Source organism: Amycolatopsis roodepoortensis, assembly GCF_014873915.1.
GTDB classification, from domain to species: domain Bacteria; phylum Actinomycetota; class Actinomycetes; order Mycobacteriales; family Pseudonocardiaceae; genus Amycolatopsis; species Amycolatopsis roodepoortensis.
In genome coordinates this window covers 1481593-1501122 of the sequence record NZ_JADBEJ010000004.1, presented here as the reverse complement: position 1 = coordinate 1501122, position 19530 = coordinate 1481593, and the positions used below count along the sequence as shown (strand labels likewise).

21 protein-coding genes and 1 pseudogene are annotated in these 19530 nt (G+C 70.1%); 17 read left to right on the top strand and 5 right to left on the bottom strand.

Features of this window, described 5'->3' with window-relative positions:
- Window positions 1–13: 13 nt before the first annotated feature.
- The 6 genes from H4W30_RS17820 to H4W30_RS17795 all read left to right on the top strand — a co-directional run bounded on the left by H4W30_RS17820 (window position 14) and on the right by H4W30_RS17795 (window position 4074).
- Complete coding sequence (locus H4W30_RS17820; protein WP_085939650.1) at window positions 14–472, top strand: roadblock/LC7 domain-containing protein; 459 nt, start codon at window positions 14–16, stop codon at window positions 470–472.
- A gap of 25 nt (window positions 473–497) precedes the next feature.
- A complete protein-coding gene (locus H4W30_RS17815; RefSeq protein WP_192743810.1) occupies window positions 498–1283 on the top strand; it encodes a DUF742 domain-containing protein in 786 nt (261 codons plus the stop codon).
- Window positions 1264–1872: a GTP-binding protein gene (locus tag H4W30_RS17810; RefSeq protein ID WP_007033392.1), complete on the top strand. Its 609-nt coding sequence runs from the start codon at window positions 1264–1266 to the stop codon at window positions 1870–1872. The genes H4W30_RS17815 and H4W30_RS17810 overlap by 20 nt, the downstream gene beginning before the upstream one ends.
- A gap of 428 nt (window positions 1873–2300) precedes the next feature.
- Window positions 2301–2720: a roadblock/LC7 domain-containing protein gene (locus H4W30_RS17805; protein ID WP_005156190.1), complete on the top strand. Its 420-nt coding sequence runs from the start codon at window positions 2301–2303 to the stop codon at window positions 2718–2720.
- A 3-nt stretch (window positions 2721–2723) separates the two neighbouring features.
- Window positions 2724–3326 carry a DUF742 domain-containing protein gene (locus H4W30_RS17800; RefSeq protein WP_192743809.1) on the top strand — a complete coding sequence of 201 codons (603 nt, stop codon included), beginning with the start codon at window positions 2724–2726 and terminating at the stop codon, window positions 3324–3326.
- Window positions 3327–3744: 418 nt separating this feature from the next.
- A complete protein-coding gene (locus H4W30_RS17795) occupies window positions 3745–4074 on the top strand; it encodes a hypothetical protein (RefSeq protein WP_192743808.1) in 330 nt (109 codons plus the stop codon).
- A 251-nt stretch (window positions 4075–4325) separates the two neighbouring features.
- Here the strand turns inward: H4W30_RS17795 and H4W30_RS17790 are convergent, their stop codons facing one another.
- Window positions 4326–6569, bottom strand: coding sequence for a helicase-associated domain-containing protein (locus H4W30_RS17790; RefSeq protein WP_192743807.1), 2244 nt, complete (start codon window positions 6567–6569; stop codon window positions 4326–4328).
- Between the two features lie 93 nt (window positions 6570–6662).
- Between H4W30_RS17790 and H4W30_RS17785 the strand changes: the two genes are divergently transcribed.
- From H4W30_RS17785 to H4W30_RS43740, 5 genes and pseudogenes are all read left to right on the top strand, one after another.
- The gene (locus tag H4W30_RS17785; protein ID WP_125782094.1) at window positions 6663–6845 is read left to right on the top strand and encodes a hypothetical protein; all 183 of its coding nucleotides are present in this window, start codon (window positions 6663–6665) and stop codon (window positions 6843–6845) included.
- A 100-nt stretch (window positions 6846–6945) separates the two neighbouring features.
- Window positions 6946–8349, top strand: a complete 1404-nt coding sequence (locus tag H4W30_RS17780; protein ID WP_192743806.1) for an NAD-dependent malic enzyme — start codon at window positions 6946–6948, stop codon at window positions 8347–8349.
- A 148-nt stretch (window positions 8350–8497) separates the two neighbouring features.
- The gene (locus H4W30_RS17775) at window positions 8498–10045 is read left to right on the top strand and encodes an alpha/beta hydrolase (protein ID WP_192743805.1); all 1548 of its coding nucleotides are present in this window, start codon (window positions 8498–8500) and stop codon (window positions 10043–10045) included.
- A 17-nt stretch (window positions 10046–10062) separates the two neighbouring features.
- The gene (gene moaC, locus H4W30_RS17770) at window positions 10063–10533 is read left to right on the top strand and encodes a cyclic pyranopterin monophosphate synthase MoaC (RefSeq protein ID WP_016337573.1); all 471 of its coding nucleotides are present in this window, start codon (window positions 10063–10065) and stop codon (window positions 10531–10533) included.
- Window positions 10530–11446, top strand: a pseudogene (locus H4W30_RS43740) (molybdenum cofactor biosynthesis protein MoaE). The gene moaC and the pseudogene H4W30_RS43740 overlap by 4 nt, the downstream one beginning before the upstream one ends.
- Before the next feature lie 159 nt (window positions 11447–11605).
- On the opposite strand, the gene H4W30_RS17755 reads toward H4W30_RS43740, so the two are convergent.
- The 4 genes from H4W30_RS17755 to moaA all read right to left on the bottom strand — a co-directional run bounded on the left by H4W30_RS17755 (window position 11606) and on the right by moaA (window position 15064).
- A complete protein-coding gene (locus H4W30_RS17755) occupies window positions 11606–12241 on the bottom strand; it encodes a transglycosylase family protein (protein WP_192743803.1) in 636 nt (211 codons plus the stop codon).
- Between the two features lie 456 nt (window positions 12242–12697).
- Window positions 12698–13549 carry a phosphatidylinositol-specific phospholipase C/glycerophosphodiester phosphodiesterase family protein gene (locus H4W30_RS17750; RefSeq protein ID WP_192743802.1) on the bottom strand — a complete coding sequence of 284 codons (852 nt, stop codon included), beginning with the start codon at window positions 13547–13549 and terminating at the stop codon, window positions 12698–12700.
- Window positions 13550–13743: 194 nt separating this feature from the next.
- The gene (locus H4W30_RS17745) at window positions 13744–13998 is read right to left on the bottom strand and encodes a MoaD/ThiS family protein (RefSeq protein WP_185926969.1); all 255 of its coding nucleotides are present in this window, start codon (window positions 13996–13998) and stop codon (window positions 13744–13746) included.
- Between the two features lies 1 nt (window position 13999).
- Window positions 14000–15064, bottom strand: a complete 1065-nt coding sequence (moaA, locus tag H4W30_RS17740; RefSeq protein ID WP_192743801.1) for a GTP 3',8-cyclase MoaA — start codon at window positions 15062–15064, stop codon at window positions 14000–14002.
- A 78-nt stretch (window positions 15065–15142) separates the two neighbouring features.
- Here moaA and H4W30_RS17735 point away from each other — a divergent pair, with 78 nt between their 5' ends.
- The 6 genes from H4W30_RS17735 (at window position 15143) to H4W30_RS17710 (ending at window position 19513) form a co-directional block, all read left to right on the top strand.
- A complete protein-coding gene (locus H4W30_RS17735) occupies window positions 15143–15607 on the top strand; it encodes a MarR family transcriptional regulator (RefSeq protein WP_192743800.1) in 465 nt (154 codons plus the stop codon).
- A gap of 33 nt (window positions 15608–15640) precedes the next feature.
- Window positions 15641–16045 carry a TOBE domain-containing protein gene (locus H4W30_RS17730; protein WP_192743799.1) on the top strand — a complete coding sequence of 135 codons (405 nt, stop codon included), beginning with the start codon at window positions 15641–15643 and terminating at the stop codon, window positions 16043–16045.
- The gene (gene modA, locus H4W30_RS17725) at window positions 16042–16794 is read left to right on the top strand and encodes a molybdate ABC transporter substrate-binding protein (protein ID WP_192743798.1); all 753 of its coding nucleotides are present in this window, start codon (window positions 16042–16044) and stop codon (window positions 16792–16794) included. The genes H4W30_RS17730 and modA overlap by 4 nt, the downstream gene beginning before the upstream one ends.
- An 85-nt stretch (window positions 16795–16879) precedes the next feature.
- Window positions 16880–17647, top strand: coding sequence for an ABC transporter permease (locus tag H4W30_RS17720; protein WP_192744146.1), 768 nt, complete (start codon window positions 16880–16882; stop codon window positions 17645–17647).
- Window positions 17644–18708 carry a sulfate/molybdate ABC transporter ATP-binding protein gene (locus tag H4W30_RS17715; protein ID WP_192743797.1) on the top strand — a complete coding sequence of 355 codons (1065 nt, stop codon included), beginning with the start codon at window positions 17644–17646 and terminating at the stop codon, window positions 18706–18708. The genes H4W30_RS17720 and H4W30_RS17715 overlap by 4 nt, the downstream gene beginning before the upstream one ends.
- A 10-nt stretch (window positions 18709–18718) precedes the next feature.
- Complete coding sequence (locus H4W30_RS17710; protein WP_034308369.1) at window positions 18719–19513, top strand: HAD-IIA family hydrolase; 795 nt, start codon at window positions 18719–18721, stop codon at window positions 19511–19513.
- Window positions 19514–19530: the final 17 nt, after the last annotated feature.

Sequence of the window (19530 nt, the reverse complement as noted above, 5' to 3'; positions counted from 1 at the left end):
ACGGGCGGGTGCGATGCAGCCGGGTGGTCCGGCGCAGCCTGGCGGCCAGGCGCAGGGTAAAGGACACACGAGCAGCTTTGCCTGGCTGATCACGGATTTCGTGCACCGGGTCCCGGGCGCGGCGCATGCCGTGGTGGTGTCGGCGGACGGTTTGCTGCTGGCCTCCTCGAAGGGACTTCCCAAGGACAGGGCCGATCAGCTGGCCGCCGTCGCGTCGGGGCTCACGAGCCTCGCCCGCGGTGCGGCGAAGGTGTTCGAGGGTGGCACGGTCGCGCAGACGGTGGTCGAGATGGCCAACGGCTTCCTCTTCTTGATGTCGGTGTCCGACGGGTCCTGCCTGGCGGTCCTCGGCTCGCCGGAGAGCGACATCGGCCTGGTCGTCTACGAGATGACCCTGCTGGTGGAACGGGTGGGGCAACAGCTGACACCGGAGATGCGCGCGCAGCTGCAGGGCGCGTCGGTCCGCCGCTGAGCGACCGGGAACCGAGGAGAATGCCGTGGACGACGGGCGCTTGAGGGGCGATGGCCGGCTCGGTGACGACTTCTCCGGCGGGTGGTCGGAACGTGACGACGGCCGGGAGGACTGGACGTCCTTCCGGGACCGGGTCGACCGCGAATGGCGATCGCGGCGGGCACAGGGGTCGGACAACGACCCCGTGTCCCCGGACGAGGCCTCCCGCTGGCTGACCGATTCGAACGCGGGTCAGGGACCCGCCGATTTCAGCGTTTCGGACTACCGGGAACGCCTCCTCGGCGGCCCCGGGGCGGAACTGTTCGGTGGTGGCAGCGGTCCGCTCTACGACTCTGGCGAGTTCGCCAAGTTCTCCTTCGACAAGGAGGAGGAGCGCCGGGCGGCGGCGGCCGCCGCCGACCCGCTCGCCGCGGCGTTGCCGCAGCAGGCGCAGAACGAGTACGTCGACGAGCAGTACACCACCGACGTCGAATCCTCCGGCCTGGTCCGGCCGTACTTCCGCACGCGGGGACGGACCAAGCCGACGTACGACCTTGCCATCGAGGCGTTGATCTCGACCAGCGAACAGGGACGTGTGCTCGACCGGGTGCGCGTCCCCGAACACCGGTCGATCTGCGACCTTTGCCTGGACACCCGGTCCGTCGCCGAAGTCGCGGCGCTGCTGCGCCTGCCGCTCGGCGTGGTCCGGGTGCTGATCGGAGACGTGGCCGGCCTCGGTCTGGTCCTGGTGCACACCGCCAGCCAGAACGTGGGTGACCGGCCGAGTATCGAGTTCATGGAGAGGGTGCTCAGTGGGCTTCGGAGAATTTGACTCCGACGCGAATGCGCCGCAGGTGACCGGACCGACTTCGTCGGCCAAGATCGTGGTCGCTGGCGGATTCGGCTCGGGGAAGACCACGCTGGTCGGAGCGGTTTCGGAGATCGATCCGCTGACCACCGAGGCCATGATGACCGAGGCCAGTACCGGCGTCGACGACAATTCGGCCACCCCGAACAAGTCGACGACGACCGTGGCCATGGACTTCGGCCGGATTTCGCTGGACTCGGACCTGGTGCTGTACGTGTTCGGTACGCCGGGCCAGCACCGGTTCTGGTTCATGTGGGACGACCTCGCGGTCGGCGCCATCGGTGCCGTCGTGCTGGTCGACACGCGGCGGCTCGCCGACGCGTTCCCCTCGATCGACTTCTTCGAGAACCGGAAGCTGCCGTACGTCGTGGCGATCAACTGCTTCGACCGGCTGCTGCACCACCAGATCGAGGACGTCCGGCACGCGCTGACGATCTCGCCGTCCGTGCCGATCATGGCCTGTGACGCCCGGGAACGTGAGTCCGCCAAGCAGGTGTTGATCTCGGTCGTGCAGCACGCCATCGCACACGATTCGGCGTTGCGCGCGGGATAGAGGGACGAAAACCCGGAGCGGATGCGGCCGTTGGAGTGAACTCGGCAGGCTTCACCCGCTTCGGGGAGTGGCGTCACCGGCCGGACTGAACGCGGGGCGATCCCTTTCACGCGATCCGGCACCGGCCCCGCCCGATCGGGTGGCCAGGACGCCGATGACCTGCGCGGACACCGATTCACGCCTGGTCGCACCCGGCCACCACGGGGTGACCCACGAATGCGTGGTTCGCGATGGGTCGACGCGGTGAGCGGCTGGACGTTCACGTTCGGTTAGCGCCGGCGGCCGGGTGGCGGGCTCGACACGATCGACGGGACGAATACGCTGGGTGGAGGCGTCTTTCGGCTCGGCGGCACCGGGATCGGTGCAGGTCGGCGTGAGACGCCCGGACCACGCCGCCCAGGTGGTCTTGACGCAGCGAGGAGGGACTTGTGACGGCATCCGGGCAGCAAAGCTCGTTCGGCTGGCTCATCACGGATTTCGCGCGCCGGGTTCCCGGCGCCGCGCACGCCGTGCTGGTCTCCGCGGACGGGCTTCTCCTCGCGCCGTCGGACGGTTTGCCGCAGGAACGGGCCGAACAGCTCTCCGCGGTCGCCTCCGGGCTGATCAGCCTCACCGCCGGCGCGGCGCGCTGCTTCGACGCGGGCGGGGTCAACCAGACCGTCGTCGAGATGGAACGCGGGTACCTCTTCCTGATGTCGGTCGCCGACGGCTCGTCACTCGCCGTGCTGGCCGCGCCGACCTGCGACATCGGCACCGTGGCCTACGAGATGACCCTGCTCGTCGAGCGCGTCGGCCAGCAGATCACCCCCGAGCTGCGGGCGCAGCTGCAGGGCGGCGTCCGTGGGTGACCGATGAAGATCACCGGATTCACCGAACCGGAACCGTCCGGCTGGGACTCCCTCTACCAGGGCACCGAACGCGAGGCCTTCGACTCGCCGAGCCGCTTCGAGCTGAGCTCGATCAGCACGGTCATGCCGCGGCGCCCGGCCGCGCCGCCGGAGCCGCCTCCCGCGCCGCCGTCGATGCCTTCTTCGATGCCTTCGCCGATCCGCCAGTCGCCGCCGCGTCCCGCGCCCGCCGACGTCGCCCCCGCCTCGGTCTACCTGCCGCCGGCTTCGGGCTCCCGGGTGCGGCCCTACACCCGCACCGGCGGGCGCACCCGCACCGCGCACGACCTGGCGCTGGAGGCGCTGGTTTCGACCAGTGAGGACGGCCGCCGGTACCGCGGCGTGCGGACCCCCGAACACCGCCAGATCTGCGACCTCTGCCTGGACACCCGGTCGATCGCGGAGATCGCCGCGCATCTGCGGCTGCCGCTGGGCGTGGTGAAGGTGCTCGTGGGCGACATGGCCGACGCCGGGCTGGTGCTGATCCACCAGACCGAGCTGATCCTCGGCGACTCTTCCTCGCGCGCTTTCATGGAACGGGTGCTTCAGGGCCTTCGCGCCCTCTGACCCCCTCCCGCATTTAGTCCTCTAAATGCGCTCGCGCAAGGCGCCTTCAAGCTGACTACTTTGCGGTGATGTGCCAGCGCTTTCGGTAGCGGACCGTGCCGCTTCTCGATAGAACCACGGTCGTCCGTGAACGGGATCTCAGCGTGACGCCGGTCTTCTTGATCTGCGTTAACCTGGTCGAGGAGTAGCCGGTGGGGTACTGGAGAAAGCATCCTAGGAAGGATCTGGAAGCTGTTCTGGAGCACTTTCATCGGGCAGGATGGAGGGTCTTGGATCCGCCGACCTACTACACCGTCCGATGTCCTTGTGGGCAGCATCAGCGTTGGATCCACCTGACACCGAGCGGTGCCAACTACGGAAAGAACGCGGTGTCCTGGCTGCTTCGTCAACCTTGCTACCAGGTCGAAGGGGGTTACTGATGGGTGTGACGGTTCACGCGCATTGGGTGTTCATCGCCGACGGCGATGATCTCTTCGGTTACTGCGACAAGGTGATGCGAGCGCTGCTCGAGCAGGAACGCTGTATCGACGGATTCGTGGACAGCGCGGTCTCCGCGGACGGTGGACGAGCGGTCATGGAGATCGAGGCCGACGTTTCCGGCGAAGACCTCTCGCACGCGATCGCGAAGGCTCATGCCGCCGTCCGGTCCGCTCTGCATTCGGTCGGGATCGGGACACCGGATTGGCCGACACACGGCGAGGCCATGTCGATGGTGCTGAAGGACCTTCGCACGGAGCAGCTCGCGTAGCCGCCTCCGCGCATTCAGAAGACTGAATGCGGAACGGTCAGTCTTCGACGAGGGCGGCTGACGTGATCCGGTGCAACGGGTAGCGCTCGTATACGAGAGCGACTTGGAGACCAGGTGTAGGCGGACATGCGTAAGGCCAGGGTCCCGGTCTGCCCCGGGTGCACCTGGCCTTGCGACTCGCGTGACGTCCGCGACGTCACGCTCCGAACACAATGTAGGCCAGTCGCCAGCGCAAAGCACGCCGGGAACGGTCAGTCTTCGACGAGGGCCGCCGACGTGATCCGGTGCAACGGGTAGCGCTCGTTGTCGGTCCCCTCCAGGACCCCGCCGCCGACCCGCAGCGGCCGCACCACCCGCTGGCTCGCCGTCCCGCGTGAGTCGACGAACCCGATCCACACCTCGCGCCGCTCGATGGTCGCCTGCGACAGCAGCGCCAGCGTCGCGGACGTGTCCCCGGCGCCGCCACCCTGCGGCGCGCGCACCGTCTCGCCCCGGCGGCGCGCCGAAGCGGCGTCACCGGCCCGGACGTGCGCGACGATCTTGCCGACCTGGTCGTCGGTCAGTCCTGCGGGCTCGCCAGGCGCGCGACGCGCGGCACGCGCCTTCGCGGGAAGGCGACGTCCAGACGGCCTGATGTCCATGACGCGTCCGTCGGGCCCTTCGGCGGCCGGGGCGAACCCGGCGGCGCGGAGGGCGTCGAGGACTTCGGCGAGCGGGTACGCGCTGATGAGCACCGTCGGCGCGATCATCCGCAAGCCGTACTCGGTCGCGACGGGGCTCCCCATGACCTCGGCGAGCAGCGACGCGTCGTCACAGCGCAGGAACGACTCGGCGGCCCCGCCGCGCAGCCGTCCGTGCCGCCGGGCGACGTCGTCGATCAGGTAACTCAGCGACTGGGGCACCGGCGTCGCCGACTTCGTCGAGAACAGCTGCTGCAGCTCGCCCGCGGTCCGCCCGGTGTCGAGCGCGCGCCGCACGGACGTCTCGGTGATCCGGTAGACGGTCGCGTGCCCGGAGGATTCGATGTCGGCGACGGCGGTCATCTCGGCCGCGAGTTCGGCCTCCAGCGGCCCGGGCGCGACCACGGTCAGGTCGGCCTGAACCAGCACGTGGTCCACCGGACGCGGCAGCGCGTCGATCATCGCCTCGACCGCCCCGGGCCGGTCCTCGGCCAGCAGCGCCCGCGTCGCCGTGGTGAGCCCGCCCAGCCCGATCAGGCCGAGCGCCGTCCCTTCGGCCATCGTCCAGCGCACGGTCTCGTCGCGCAGCCGCCCGCCCCGCCGCGGCGCGCGCCAGGCGAGCGCGGCGACCAGCTCGTCGGTGCTCTTCACGCCCGCGCCCTCGGGAAGCGCGGCCAGGGCGAGGAGGATCCGCCGCCGCGACGTGGGTGCCAGCGGACGGCGCAGGTCTTCCGAAAGCGGCGCGATCGGCTTGTCCTTCGCGTCCCGCCCGCCGGCGAGACCGGGCAGCCGGGGCAGTTCGAGCCAGGCCTGGGCGATCGTCATCCAGCGCTGCGCGGTCGGCGACGCGAGCCACGAATCCGTGAGCGTCGTCGGCACCCATTCCGGGGTGGTCGCTTCGCTGTCGGCCACCAGCCCGGCGCCGACCGCGATCTCCGCGAGCAGGGTCACCCGGGTCTCGTCGACGTCGAGATCCTTGGCGAGCTTCTTGAGCTCGCGGACCCCGAGCCCGCCGGATTTCAGCACCGGCGGCGGCGTCTCCGACCATGCGCGAAGCATGCTTTCGGTCTGGCGCAAGAACTCCATCGCCTCGCCGGCCGCCGTCGTGTCCACTGTGGACGCCTGATGCGGATGGGTGGGGAGCTCCGGTTCACGCAGTGACGCCGGGTCGAACACCGACCCGCCGCGCAGCGCGATCCCGATCTCCCGCGGCAGCTCGACGGTCTGGTCGTCCCGGCGCAGCAGCAGGCCGCGCGCGAGTAGTCGCTGGACCGGGTTCTGCGCCCGCTCCAGCGTGACGTCGGCCGCCGCGTCACGGGTCCGGCCGATCGGCGGCCCGGCCGCCAGCGTCGTCAGGACGGCGCGCTCGTCCTCGCCGACCTCCGCGAGCGCGGCCTCGATATCCGCTCCGGCGAGCGAGGGTGACGACGACCCGAGCCCGGCGGGGAAGGGGCCGAGCGCGTCGCGGGCCGACGGCGGGATGCGCAGCGCGGCGTCCTCGCCCCAGACCAGTGCCCGCTTGCGCAACAGCGCCAGCGGCTCGCCGATCTCCTTGCCCACGAGCCGCGCGACCTCGGCCGCGGCGACCGGCTCGGTGTCCGCACCCGCCAGCAGCAGGGCGTCGAGGACGGCGAGGGTGAAGGTGTCGAGGTCTTCGCAGGCGCGCGCGACGGAGCCCGGCGTGCCGGCCCGGGTGGCGAGCACGATGGTGTCGGACGGGGGCGGCGTGGACAGGTCGCGACGCGTGCGCAGCAGTGCGGCGAGGGCGTCGTCGGACTCCTGGCGCAGCCAGTCCGCCAGGGATGGCGCGGGCATAGACGACCAGGATACCGGGCGGGTGATGGCCCGGCAGCCGCGTTCGGGCAGACTGTCCCGGAGAGAACGCTTGACCATGCTCTGGAGGACGTTGTGGCGAAGGGCGATAACAAGAAGCGCGCGGGCATCGACCCCACGTGGCCCGGTGAGGACGGGGAGCACCCCGTCACCGAGCTCGCGTCCGACCGGCAGGGCGCGCTGTCCCCGTTCGGCGACGTGACCTTCCCGCTCGAGAACGTGCCTTACGTGCACCCCGAGACCGAGATCAACCGGTAAGAAGCTACTGGCGGGTTACCCCTGCGAGGGTTCGTGGCGGTCGTCACGGGAGTAGGTTTTCGATCGACCTATTCGAGCGTTCCTCAGCGGGGGTAGTGCCATGCCGGTTCCCGGTCCCGGATATTCGATCACCGTCCGGGTGGAGGCCCCCGCGTCGTCCACCGCGGCGGGTGACCTGACGACCGCCGTCGGCCGGGTCGGCGGCGTGCTGACCGCGTTCGACGTCGTCGAGTCGCACCCCGACTCGATCGTCGTCGACATCAGCGCCAACGCCCTGTCGGAGAACCACGCGCAGGACATCACGCAGACCCTGGACTCGCTGCCGGGCGTCCGCGTGCGCAAGATCTCCGACCGGACGTTCCTGATCCACCTCGGCGGCAAGATCGAGGTCACCCCCAAGGTCGCGCTCCGCAACCGTGACGACCTCTCCCGCGCGTACACGCCGGGTGTCGCCCGCGTCTGCCAGGCGATCGCGGCGAACCCCGAGGACGCGCGCCGCCTGACCATCAAGCGCAACACCGTCGCGGTGCTCACCGACGGCTCCGCGGTGCTGGGGCTCGGCAACATCGGCCCGGCCGCCGCGCTGCCGGTGATGGAGGGCAAGGCGGCGCTGTTCAAGAAGTTCGCCGACGTCGACGCGTGGCCGGTCTGCCTGGACACCCAGGACACCGAAGAGATCATCATGATCGCGAAGGCGCTCGCGCCGGTCTACGCGGGCATCAACCTCGAAGACATCGCCGCGCCGCGCTGCTTCGAGATCGAGAAGCGCCTGCGTGAGCAGCTCGACATCCCGGTGTTCCACGACGACCAGCACGGCACCGCGATCGTCGTGGTCGCGGCGCTGCGCAACGCCCTGCGCGTGGTCGGGAAGAACATCGAAGACTGCAAGATCGTCGTCAGCGGCGTCGGCGCGGCGGGCTCGGCCATCATCCGCCTGCTGCTGCGCAAGAACCCGGGCGACATCGTGGCCGCCGACATCGACGGCATCGTGCACTCCGCGCGCGGCAACCTCGACGACAACCTGACCTGGATCGCCGGGCACACGAACAAGGAGCAGCAGGCGGGCACGCTGCACGAGGCGCTCGTCGGTGCCGACGTGTTCATCGGTGTCTCCGCGCCGAACCTGTTCGGGGCCGAGCAGGTCGCGACCATGAAATCCGACGCCGTCGTGTTCGCGCTGGCCAACCCGGACCCGGAGATCGACCCGCTGGAGGCGCAGAAGCACGCCGCCGTGGTCGCCACCGGCCGCAGCGACTTCCCGAACCAGATCAACAACGTGCTCGCGTTCCCCGGCGTCTTCCGTGGGCTGCTCGACGCTCAGGCGCACCACATCGACGACTCGATGCTCCTCGCGGCCGCCGACGCCATCGCGGACGTGGTGGACAACGGCAAGCTGAACGCTTCGTTCATCGTGCCGAGCGTGTTCGACAACGCCGTCGCCCCCGCGGTGGCGGACGCCGTGAAGAAGGCGGCAAAGGCTGCCAAGGCCGCTGCCCACGAGTAGGACGCGGTAGCAAAGGTCCCTTGCTCCATTCGGAGGGAGCGTCATCACTGAGGCCGATCCCGGGGCCGACTTCAGGGTGACGACTCCGCCGATGGCCCGCTCATAGGCTCGACTCCGACCAGGAAGTCGATCATGACGGGGGTTGGGGATGAAACGCTCTGTCCTGAGCAGGATCGGGACACTCACGGCCGCGGCGGTCACCATGGCGGTACTCGTACCGGCCACGGCGTCCGCCGCGGTTTCGTCTGTCGGCTGGGGGCCGTGTCCGGAGGACGTGGCCGCGCCCGGCGTGCAGTGCGCCACCTTGAAGGTCCCGCTCGACTACCGGGACCCGGGCGGGAAGACCATCGACATCGCCGTTTCGAAACTCGCCAGCACCAAGCCGGCGAAGCGGCGCGGGATCATGCTGACCAACCCGGGCGGCCCCGGCGGGCCAGGGCTGACCATGCCGGCCGGCCTGCGGTCGGCGGGCATGCCGTCGAGTGTGCTCGACGCGTACGACATCATCGGCTTCGATCCGCGCGGGATCGGGCGCAGCACGCCGGTCACCTGCGATCTCAAGCCCGAGCAGCAGGTGAGCAACGTCCCGCCGTACGCGCGTGACGGCGCGGCGGTGGCGGAGCGCGCGAAGTACGTCGAGGGCGTCGCCAAGCAGTGCGGGGCCTCGGCGACCGCCGCGAACCTGCCGTACATCACCACGGCCAACACCGCCCGCGACATGGACCGCATCCGGGAAGCCCTCGGCGAGGAGAAGCTGTCGTACTACGGCGTTTCGTACGGCAGCTACCTGGGCGCCGTGTATTCGACGCTGTTCCCGCGGCAGACCGATCGCGTGGTGATCGACAGCGTGACCGGCCCCGGCGGGCTCGATCCGGTCACCTCGCGCCGCCTGGCGGAGGGGTTCGAGGACCGCTTCCCGGACTTCGCGAAATGGGCGGCGGCGCGGCACGCGAGCTACGGGCTGGGCCGCACTCCACAGCAGGTGACGGCGAAGTTCTACGAGCTCGTCGCCAAGCTCGACGGCGGCGCCGTCCCGGGTGTCGACGGCGCGGCGTTCCGCATGGGCACCTTCGGCGCGCTGTACGCGACCAGTTCCTTCCCGGTGCTGGCGCAGCAGTGGCAGGCGCTCGACACCGAAGGCACCGTGGAGCAGACCGCGCAGGCTCAGCAGATCGACCCGGCGCAGTTGCTGTCCGGCCAGTTGCACGTGGTCTGCAACGACACGAACTGGCCCGAGGACGTCGCGACCTACCAGCGCAACGTCGCGAAGGACCGGGTGAAGTACCCGATGTTCGGCGCCGCCGGAGCGAATATCTGGGCCTGCGCGTACTGGCCGTCCGAGCCGATCGAGCCGCCGGTGCGGATCGGCGACCGGGGACCGTCGAACATCCTGATGGTGCAGAACCTGCGTGACCCGGCGACGCCGCTGAGCGGGGCCAAGGAGATGCGCCGCGCGCTCGGTGACCGGGCGCGGATCGTGACCGTGGACGAGGGCGGGCACGGGGTCTGGCTGAGCGACGAGAACGCTTGCGGCAACAACGCCGTCAACCGGTTCTTCGTGGAAGGCAAGCGCCCGGCGCGCGACACGGCCTGCGCGGCGGACAAGGGCGGGCTCTTCGCCTCGATGACGCCGGAGCAGCGGCGGGAACGGGAGAAGGCGCTCGACGAGGTTCGCTCGAAGCAGCGGATGTTCTGAGGACTAGCCTGCTGGGCGTGAGTGAACTCAGCCACGTCGACCATACGGGTGCCGCCCGTATGGTCGACGTTTCCGGCAAGACGCCCACCGCCCGCACCGCGCTGGCGGGCGGCACCGTGCACACCACGGCCGAGGTGCTCGGCCTGCTGGCGACGGACGGGCTACCCAAGGGCGACGCCCTCGCGACCGCCCGGATCGCGGGCATCATGGGCGCGAAGAAGGTGCCGGAGCTGATCCCGCTCTGCCACCAGATCGCGTTGTCCGGCGTGAAGGTCGAGTTCGTCCTCGACGAGACCGCCGTGCACATCACCGCGACCGCGAAGACGAACGACCGGACCGGCGTCGAGATGGAGGCGCTGACCGCCGTCGCCGTCGCCGGGCTGACCCTGCACGACATGATCAAGGCCGTCGATCCCGCGGCGACCCTCGACGACGTCCGCCTGATCCGCAAGGACGGCGGCAAGACCGGGACCTGGGAGCGGCCGTGAAGCGGGTCGCGAGGGTGATCGTGGCGTCGAACCGCGCCGCGAAGGGCGTCTACGAGGACACCACGGGCCCGGTCATCACGGACTGGCTGACCGCACGGGGCTGGGAGGTGCCGGCGCCCGTGGTCGTCGAGGACGGGGAGCCGGTCGGCGAAGCCCTGCGAGACGCCGTCGTGGCCGGGGTCCAGGTGATCGTGACGACCGGCGGCACCGGTATCTCGCCGACGGACCGCACCCCGGACGTCACGCGCGCCGTGCTCGACTACGAGCTCCCCGGCGTCGCGGACGCGATCCGGGCCGCCGGGCTGCCCAAGGTGCCCACGGCCGTGCTCTCGCGCGGGGTCGCCGGAGTCGCGGGCCGGACCCTCGTGGTGAACCTGCCGGGTTCACGCGGCGGGGTGAAGGACGGCCTCGGCGTACTGGACGGGATCCTCGACCACGCCGTCGACCAGCTGGCGGGCGGCGACCACCCACGGGAGGGACAGCAGTGAGCGTTCGGGTCGCACGGATCGCGGTGGTGGACGAGCCGCTTTCGGTCGAGGAACACGCCCGCCTGGTGGACGACGCGGCCGCGGGTGCCGTCGTCACCTTCGGCGGGGTCGTGCGGGACCACGACGGCGGCCGGTCGGTGGACCGGCTCGCCTACGAAGGACACCCGAGCGCCGCCGACGTGCTCGCGGAGGTCGTCGCGGATCTCTCGGGCAAGTGGGAGGGCGTGCGGGCGGTCGCCGTGAGCCACCGGCTGGGCGCGCTGGCCATCGGCGACGTCGCGCTGGCGTGCGCCGTGGCGGCCGAGCATCGGGGGCAGGCGTTCGCCGCCTGCTCGGAGCTGGTCGACGAGGTCAAGGCGCGGCTGCCGGTGTGGAAGCACCAGCACTTCAGCGACGGCAGCGACGAATGGGTCAACTCGCCGTAGGGGGCTGAAGGGGGACTTTCCCCGCATGCGATGCGAGGGAAGCGCCCCGGGCACGACAAAGCCCCACCGCCGGGGGAATGGCGCGGTGGGGCCTTGTCAGTCGTGACGTGGCCGCGCGGGGAATCCCGCGGGCATCACGACTTACCGGTGCTCAAGAGCTCACTTGGTGGCGAGCTTCTGGCCGACGACGATGAAGTCGGCGTTGGGCACGTATTCCTTGTTCAGCTCCTGCAGCTTCTGGAAGCCGCCCTGGACGTTGAACTTGGAGGCGATCTTGGACAGCGTGTCGCCGGCCACGACGGTGTAGTCACCCGCCGGGTTGGAGTTCGCGACATTCGCGACGGCCGGGGCCGGGGCCTGCTGCTTCTGGACCGGCGCGGTCGACTTCTTCGGGGTCACCTTCTTGGTGGCCTTCGGGGCGCTCGACTTGGCCTTGGCGGGGCTGGCGGAGCCGCCCTTCTTGCCGCAGTTCGGCCACGCGCCGATGCCCTGGCCCTGGAGGACCCGCTCGGCGACGGCGATCTGCTGCTCACGCGACGCGTTGTGCGCGCTGCCGGTGCCACCGTAGGCGCGCCAGGTGCTCGGCGAGAACTGCAGACCACCGTAGTAACCGTTACCGGTGTTGGTGCTCCAGTTGCCGCTGCTCTCGCACTGCGCGATGGCGTCCCAGTTGGTCGCCGACGCGGGGGTCGCGGCGATTGCGAGGGGAGCGCCGACCGCGACACCCGCAATGGCGACGCGGGCGATGTGACGGGTGGCGGCGGACATCTTGCGGTGCTTGCCTCGGTAAGACATGTGAATGAATCTCGCTCCCTGCGCCTACGAGCCTGTGCTGAGGGAAAGACCCGTGGGTCCTGGCCGGCCGTTTCAGGCCGGCTGACTTCGCCTGACGCACGACGCGTCGGCTCGGTCCCCTCGTCCCTGTCCGGAAATGCTTTCGCTCGGGGTTGGGTCCGGGAATCCGTTGGACAGGGCTCGGCGCTACGGGTTCCCGGTGTTGCGTGGTCGGTCGGGGCCAACCGAAAAGCGACGGTACGTAACGAACGGCCTGATCGGAAATTATTCGAGCTGTGACCTACATCACAGTAACAGCACGCAACCCATAACGATTCGGCTGTTTATGCAGGTCAGCGGGCCGTTATCTGGCCGTTTCCTGACCGAGATAATTCACGGATCGTGAGGCTTGCATCACGTGGATTAAGGAGTGACTGGCCCATTCGTGCGCCTTCGCGCGCGAATGGGCCGCGCACTTTAGCGAGACCTCAAGAAGTTCGCCAGTCCTGGCAGGTCATCCGTATTCAGGTGGTCGACCCCGGCGGTGACCAGCTCTTTCCACAACGCGTCACGTCCTGGCCCGGCGGTGTCCGGCGTGGCCCAGAAGCGCACACGCTGACCGGCCGCGTGGGCCCGCTTGACCAGATCGTGCAGTTTCGCCCGCTCCTCGGCGGGGAAGGGGCCCTCACCGGTCCAGGTGAAAAGGCCGCTCCAGGAGTCCGAAACCAGCGGGGTGACCCGGGGGTCCGAGCCGATGCCGAGGTCGTTCTGGTCCCTGATCCGGCCGTCGTAGAAGGCGAGCCGGAACTTCTGCCCGAGCATCACGTCCTTGGGGCGCCCGCCGGAGATCACCGCGGTGACGGCCCGCTTCTTGACGTGTCCGTACGCGTACAGAGAGAAAAGGAATGAGTAGCGCGGGTCGTACAGACGCTTCTCGAGAGCCGCGTAGGTGCTGTTCGCGTCCCCCTTGACGTCGATCAGCAGCTGGAACTCCGATCGCTGCCGGTAGACGCCGACCCCGTGGTTGGCCAGGACACGACGGCGCAGCGGCTCCAGGTAGAGCGACTCGAGGGTGCGGTCCGGGCGGGTGTCCGCGAGGTCGTGGGCGACCAGGAGCTGCCCGTCCACCAGGAAGATGTCGGCCTCGACGCTGGTGAAGCCCTGGTCGAGCGCGTCATGCAGCGGACGCGTGTGCTCGTAGTCGTTGTGGCTGTGCGCCTGCGGCAGCGGCCGGACGCCGCGTTCGTGGGCGGACGCCGGAGCGGTCGCGAGGCTCGTGGCGGCGACCGCGGCGAGCAGTGCGGCGAGGATACGGCGGGGAGTGATCACTGGCGCATCCTCGGCTGCTTCGGCGACCGGACGGTGAACTCGAGTGGGCGAGCAAGGGACCTTTGCTACCACTTTCGCCGTTCGCGCAGGTCAGCGCGGTCGGCGGGCGGCCAGTGTGTCGCGAAAGCCACTTTCGAGACGTCAGGTGTCCCGAAAGTGGCTTTCGCGACACGCCCTGGCGGGGAGACGGCAGGTCAGCCGCCGGCGAACGGGGGCAGGACGTCCAGTTCGGCGCCCTCGGTCAGCGGCCGCGTGAGATCCCGCACCGCCACGCCGTCCAGCAGGTACGAGACCGCGTCGAGCAGCTTCGCCAGCTTCTCCGGGTGGAGTTCGCGCAGGCGGGCGACGGCGTCGGCGACGCGGGCGCCGTCCGGCAGGGTCACCTTCTCCTCGTCGAGGCCGGTGGCCGCGCGGGCCGAGGCGAAGTACCGCACCACGATGGTCACCATGTCAGCCGCCGATCGCGCTCATCGGCCGGATCGGCTGCGCGAACCCGGCCTCGTTGATCTCGTGCCCGGCGAGCTTGCCCCACATGGTCGCCCGCCAGGCGTCCGCCACCTCTTCTTCGCGCGCGCCCGCGCGCACGAGGGCGCGCAGGTCGGTCTCGTCGTTGCTGAACAGGCACGAGCGCACCGCGCCGTCCGCGGTCAGCCGGGTGCGCTCGCAGGCGCCGCAGAAGGGACGGGTCACCGACGCGATCACGCCGACGTCACCCGGCCCGCCGTCGACCAGCCAGCGTTCGGCGGGCGCCCCGCCACGCGCGGCGGGGAACGGCGACAGCGCGAACTCCTCGCCGAGCATGCCGAGGATCTCCTCGGCGGTGATCATGTCGGCGCGGTTCCAGCCGTGCTGCGCGTCCAGCGGCATCTGCTCGATGAAGCGCAGGTGGTAGCCCTCGGCGAGGCAGAACCGCAGCAGCGGCACGGCCTGGTCCTCGTTCAGCCCGCGCATCAGCACCGCGTTGACCTTCACCGGGTCCAGCCCGGCCTCGCGCGCCGCGGCCATGCCGGCGAGCACATGCGAAAGCCGGTCGCGACGCGTGATCTTTTCGAACAGCGCGCGGTCGACGGTGTCCAGTGAGACGTTGATCCGGTCCAGTCCCGCGTCGGCGAGCGACTTCGCGCGCTTCGCGAGCCCGATCCCGTTGGTGGTCATGGAAAGCCGCGGTCGCGGTTCGAGCGCGGCGACCCGCTCGACGATCTTCTCCAGCCCTTGGCGCAGCAGCGGTTCGCCGCCGGTGAGCCGGATGTCGGTGATCCCGAGCCGTTCGACGGCGATCCGTAGCAGAAGCACGAGCTCGTCGTCGGTCAGCACGTCCGCGCTCGGCATCCACTCGAGCCCTTCGGCGGGCATGCAGTAGGTGCAGCGCAGATTGCACTTGTCGGTGAGCGACACCCGCAGGTCGGTCGCCACGCGGCCGAAGGTGTCGATCAGAGCGGGGTTGTCCGGCCTGGGCACGCTGGGGCGACCGCGTGTACCGGGGACACGGGGAAACCCGAGATCGACTGCTGTCATTGACACCAGACTAACCCCGAAGCCGGCGAAAACCGACTGTCTAGAATTCCACGGGCACCGAATCTGAAGGGTTTCCGGATGGCGAAATACCCGCTCCCGGCGGAGGAATTGGCCCGGTTCGCCCATCTCGGCAGGGAAAGCAGCACCCTGACCGTTCTCCGGCACGCGCGTATCGCCGAGCGGATGGGCCTGTCGGCCACCGATCACAAGGTGCTCGAACTGGCGGGCCAGGCGCCGGGACCGTTGACAGCGGGCAGGATCGCCGAGCTGACCGGACTGTCGACAGGCGCTGTGACCGGCGTCATGGACCGGCTCGAGAAGGCCGGTCTCGCCCGCCGCGTCCGCGACACCGCCGACCGCCGGAAGGTGCTGATCGAGGTCGTCCCCGGCGCCATGGAACGGCACGCGCCGCTCTTCGAATCCGCGTACACGAACCTGAAGACGGTGCTCGAACAGTTCTCTCCCGAAGAACGGAAAGTGCTGGAGCGATTCCAGAGCGCGGTGCTCGACGGACTCCGCGACGAACTCCCCGGTGATGCGTAGCTTTTCCGCATCTGCGGAAGTAATCTTCCGTGCATGCCGCAATTCCGGTTGTCCGAGGCCGCTCGTCTGCTCGGTGTCAGTGACGACACCGTCCGCCGCTGGGTGCGTGCCGGCCAGTTGACCGCGTTCGACGACTCGGCGGGCCGCAAGGTCGTCGACGGCGCCGAGCTCGCCGCGTTCGCCAAGGCGCAGGCCGAACAGCCGGAGGATCCGTCGAGCGTCGGCCGTTCCGCGCGGAACCGGTTCGTCGGGCTCGTCACCGAGGTGATCACGGACAAGGTGATGGCTCAGGTCGAGCTGCAGTGCGGCCCGCATCGCGTGGTCTCGCTGATGAGCGCCGAGGCCGTCCGCGAACTCGGGCTGCGGCCCGGGGTGCTCGCGGTCGCCGTCGTCAAGGCGACCACCGTCGTGATCGAAACCCCGGAAGGAAGCCGATGAGGAAGCTCGCGCCCGTCCTGGCCGCACTGGCGCTGGCCGCGACGGCCTGCGGATCCGGGGAGCCGGCCGCGGAGGGCAAGACGCTCACCGTGTTCGCGGCCGCGTCGCTGACCGAGTCGTTCGGGGCGCTGGGCGAGCGGTTCGAGGCGCAGAACTCCGGGGTGTCCGTGAAGTTCAGCTTCGAGGGCTCCTCGGCGCTGGTCCAGAAGCTGACCCAGGGCGCGAAAGCGGACGTCTTCGCTTCCGCCGACAAGGCCAATATGGACAAGGCCGCCAAGGCGGAGCTGATCGACGGGCAGCCGTCGGTCTTCGCCACCAACCGGCTCGCCATCGCGGTCGGCAAGGGCAACCCCAAGGGCATCAAGGGGCTGGCCGATCTCGCGAAGGACGGGCTGACCGTCGTCGTCTGCGCGCCGCAGGTGCCGTGCGGGTCGGCGGCGAAGAAGGTCCAGCAGTCGTCCGGGGTCACGCTCAAGCCGGCGAGCGAGGAGCAGGACGTCAAGTCGGTGCTCGCGAAGGTGCAGTCGGGCGACGCCGATGCCGGGCTCGTCTACGTCACCGACGCGGCATCGGCGGCCACGAAGGTGGACAAGGTGGACTTCCCGGAGGCCGCGGGCGCGCTCAACGACTACCCGATCGCGGTGCTGAAGGACGCCCCGCAGGCTCAGCTCGCCGGGCTGTTCAGGGACTTCGTCCTCGGCCCGGAGGGCAAGGCCGAACTCGCGAAGGCCGGCTTTGGCACGCCCTGACCCCGCGTTTCGTCCTCTGGATGCGGTAGATGCACGCGCAAGTACCGCATCCAGAGGACGAAACGCGGGAGCCGGGGTGCCGTGGGTGCTGTGGCCGCCGGCGATCTGCGCGCTGGCGCTGGTGGTGCTGCCGGTCGTCGGTCTGCTGGTGCGATCGGACCTGACGCGCTTCCCCAGCCTCATCACCTCGACGTCGTCGCTGAACGCGCTCAAGCTCTCCTTGCTCACCGCCGGACTGTCCACTGTGGCCTGTGTGCTGCTCGGTGTCCCGCTCGCCGTGGTGCTCGCGCGGTCGAGGGCGCGCGGGGTCCGGGTGCTGCGCGCGGTGGTGCTGCTGCCGCTCGTCCTGCCACCGGTGGTCGGCGGTCTGGCGTTGCTGTACCTGTTGGGCCGCAAGGGTTTCCTCGGCATCCTGGTGACCACCCTGACCGGCGAGCAGGTGCCGTTCACCACGGCGGCCGTGGTCATCGCGCAGACGTTCGTCGCGATGCCGTTCCTGGTGGTCAGCCTCGAAGGGGCCCTCCGGGGCGCCGGTGACCGGTACGAACGGGTCGCCGCGACGCTGGGCGCCAGGCCGTGGACGGTCTTCCGCCGGGTCACGCTGCCGCTGCTGCTGCCCGCGCTCGGATCGGGCATCGTGCTGAGCTTCGCGCGGGCGCTGGGCGAGTTCGGCGCGACGATCACCTTCGCCGGAAGCCTCGAAGGGGTGACCAGGACCCTGCCGCTGGAGGTCTACACCCAGGCCGAGGTCGACGTCGACAGCGCGGTGGCGCTCGCGTTGCTGCTCATCCTGGTCGCCGTCGCGGTCATCGCGCTCGCCCGGCCGCGCGCGCTCGAAGGAGTCCGGTCGTGACTCTTTCGGCCGAGCTCGCCCTCCGGCGCGGCGAGTTCACCTTGGACGTCGGCTTCGAGGTCCCCGACGGCGGTGTGCTCGCGCTGCTCGGCCCGAACGGGTCGGGAAAGTCCAGTGTGCTCGGCTGTCTCGCCGGTCTGCTCCGGCCCAGCCGGGCACGGATCACCCTCGACGGCCGCGACCTGGCCGGCCTGCCGCCGCACGCGCGCGGTATCGGCCTGCTCTCCCAGGACGCGCTGCTCTTCCCGCATCTGTCCGCTTTGGACAACGTCGCCTTCGCTCCGCGCTCGACCGGCGCCGGTCGTGCCGAGGCGAAGAAGCGCGCGCGGGAGTGGCTGACCGAAGTGGACGCCCTCGAACTGGCGGGACGGCGGCCCGCGCAGCTCTCCGGCGGGCAGGCACAGCGCGTCGCGATCGCGCGGGCGCTGGCCGCCGAGCCGGGGCTCCTGCTGCTCGACGAGCCCTTCGCCGCGCTGGACGTCGACGCGGCGCCCGCCATCCGGGGGCTGCTCCGGCGGGTCCTGCGGTCCGGGCCGCCGACCGTGCTGGTCACCCACGACCCGCTCGACGCACTGGCGCTGGCCGATCACGTCGCCGTCCTCGACGGCGGCCGGATCGTCGAACGGGGCGAGACCCGCAAGGTCCTCTCCGCCCCGCGCACGGCGTTCACCGCGCGGATCGCCGGGCTGAACCTGGTGGCCGGTATCGCCGCCGAGGGTGGTTTGCGCACGTCAGGCGGGCAGTTAGCGGGAATTCCGGCCGAGGACGTCGTCGAGGGTGAAGCGGCCGTCGCCGTCTTCGCGCCGAGCGCCGTCGCGGTGTATCTGCGGGACGGAGAGCGCCGGGGCAGCCCGCGCAACACCGTCGAGGGAATCGTCGACGCGCTCGAACCACACGGACCGGTGATCCGCGTCCGGGCCCGCGGCGACGACTGGGCGGCCGGCCTCGCCGCCGACCTGACCCCGGCCGCGGTCGCCGAACTGGCGCTCGAACCCGGCACACCGGTCGATCTTTCGGTCAAGGCGGCGTCCGTGGCTGTTCACGCCGTCTCGGATCATTAGGGTGGGCGGTATGAACGAGCGCCGTTGGACATACCTCAGCGACATGGATGGCGTGCTGGTCCAGGAGGAGCACCTCGTACCCGGCGCGGACGAGTTCCTCAAGGAGCTGCGCGCCAACGACATCGGCTTCCTGGTGCTGACCAACAACTCGATCTACACCCCGCGTGACCTGCGGGCGAGGCTCGAGCGGACCGGTCTCGACATCCCCGAGGAGGCCATCTGGACCTCCGCGCTGGCGACCGCGAAGTTCCTCGCGTCACAGCGGCCGAACGGCTCGGCGTTCGTGATCGGCGAGGCCGGGCTCACCACGGCGCTGCACGAAGTCGGCTACGTGCTGACCGAACGCGACCCGGACTACGTGGTCCTCGGCGAGACCCGCACGTACAGCTTCAGCGCGATAACCCGCGCGATCAGGCTCATCGAGGGCGGCGCCAAGTTCATCGCCACCAACCCGGACGCCACGGGCCCGAGCATGGAGGGCTCGATGCCCGCCACCGGTTCGGTCGCGGCGCTGATCGAGAAGGCGACCGGCCGCTCGCCGTACTACGTCGGCAAGCCGAACCCGCTGATGATGCGGTCCGCGCTGCGGCGGCTCGGCGCGCATTCGGAGTCGACGCTGATGATCGGCGACCGGATGGACACCGACGTCCACTCGGGAATCGAGGCCGGTTTGCAGACGATCCTGGTGCTCACCGGCATCTCCACGCGGGAAAGCGCCGAGCACTACCCCTACCGGCCGACCAAGATCATCGACTCGATCGCCGATCTGGTCGGGCGCACCGGCGACCCGTTCGGCGAAGGCTGAGCGGCACGGTCGCATGC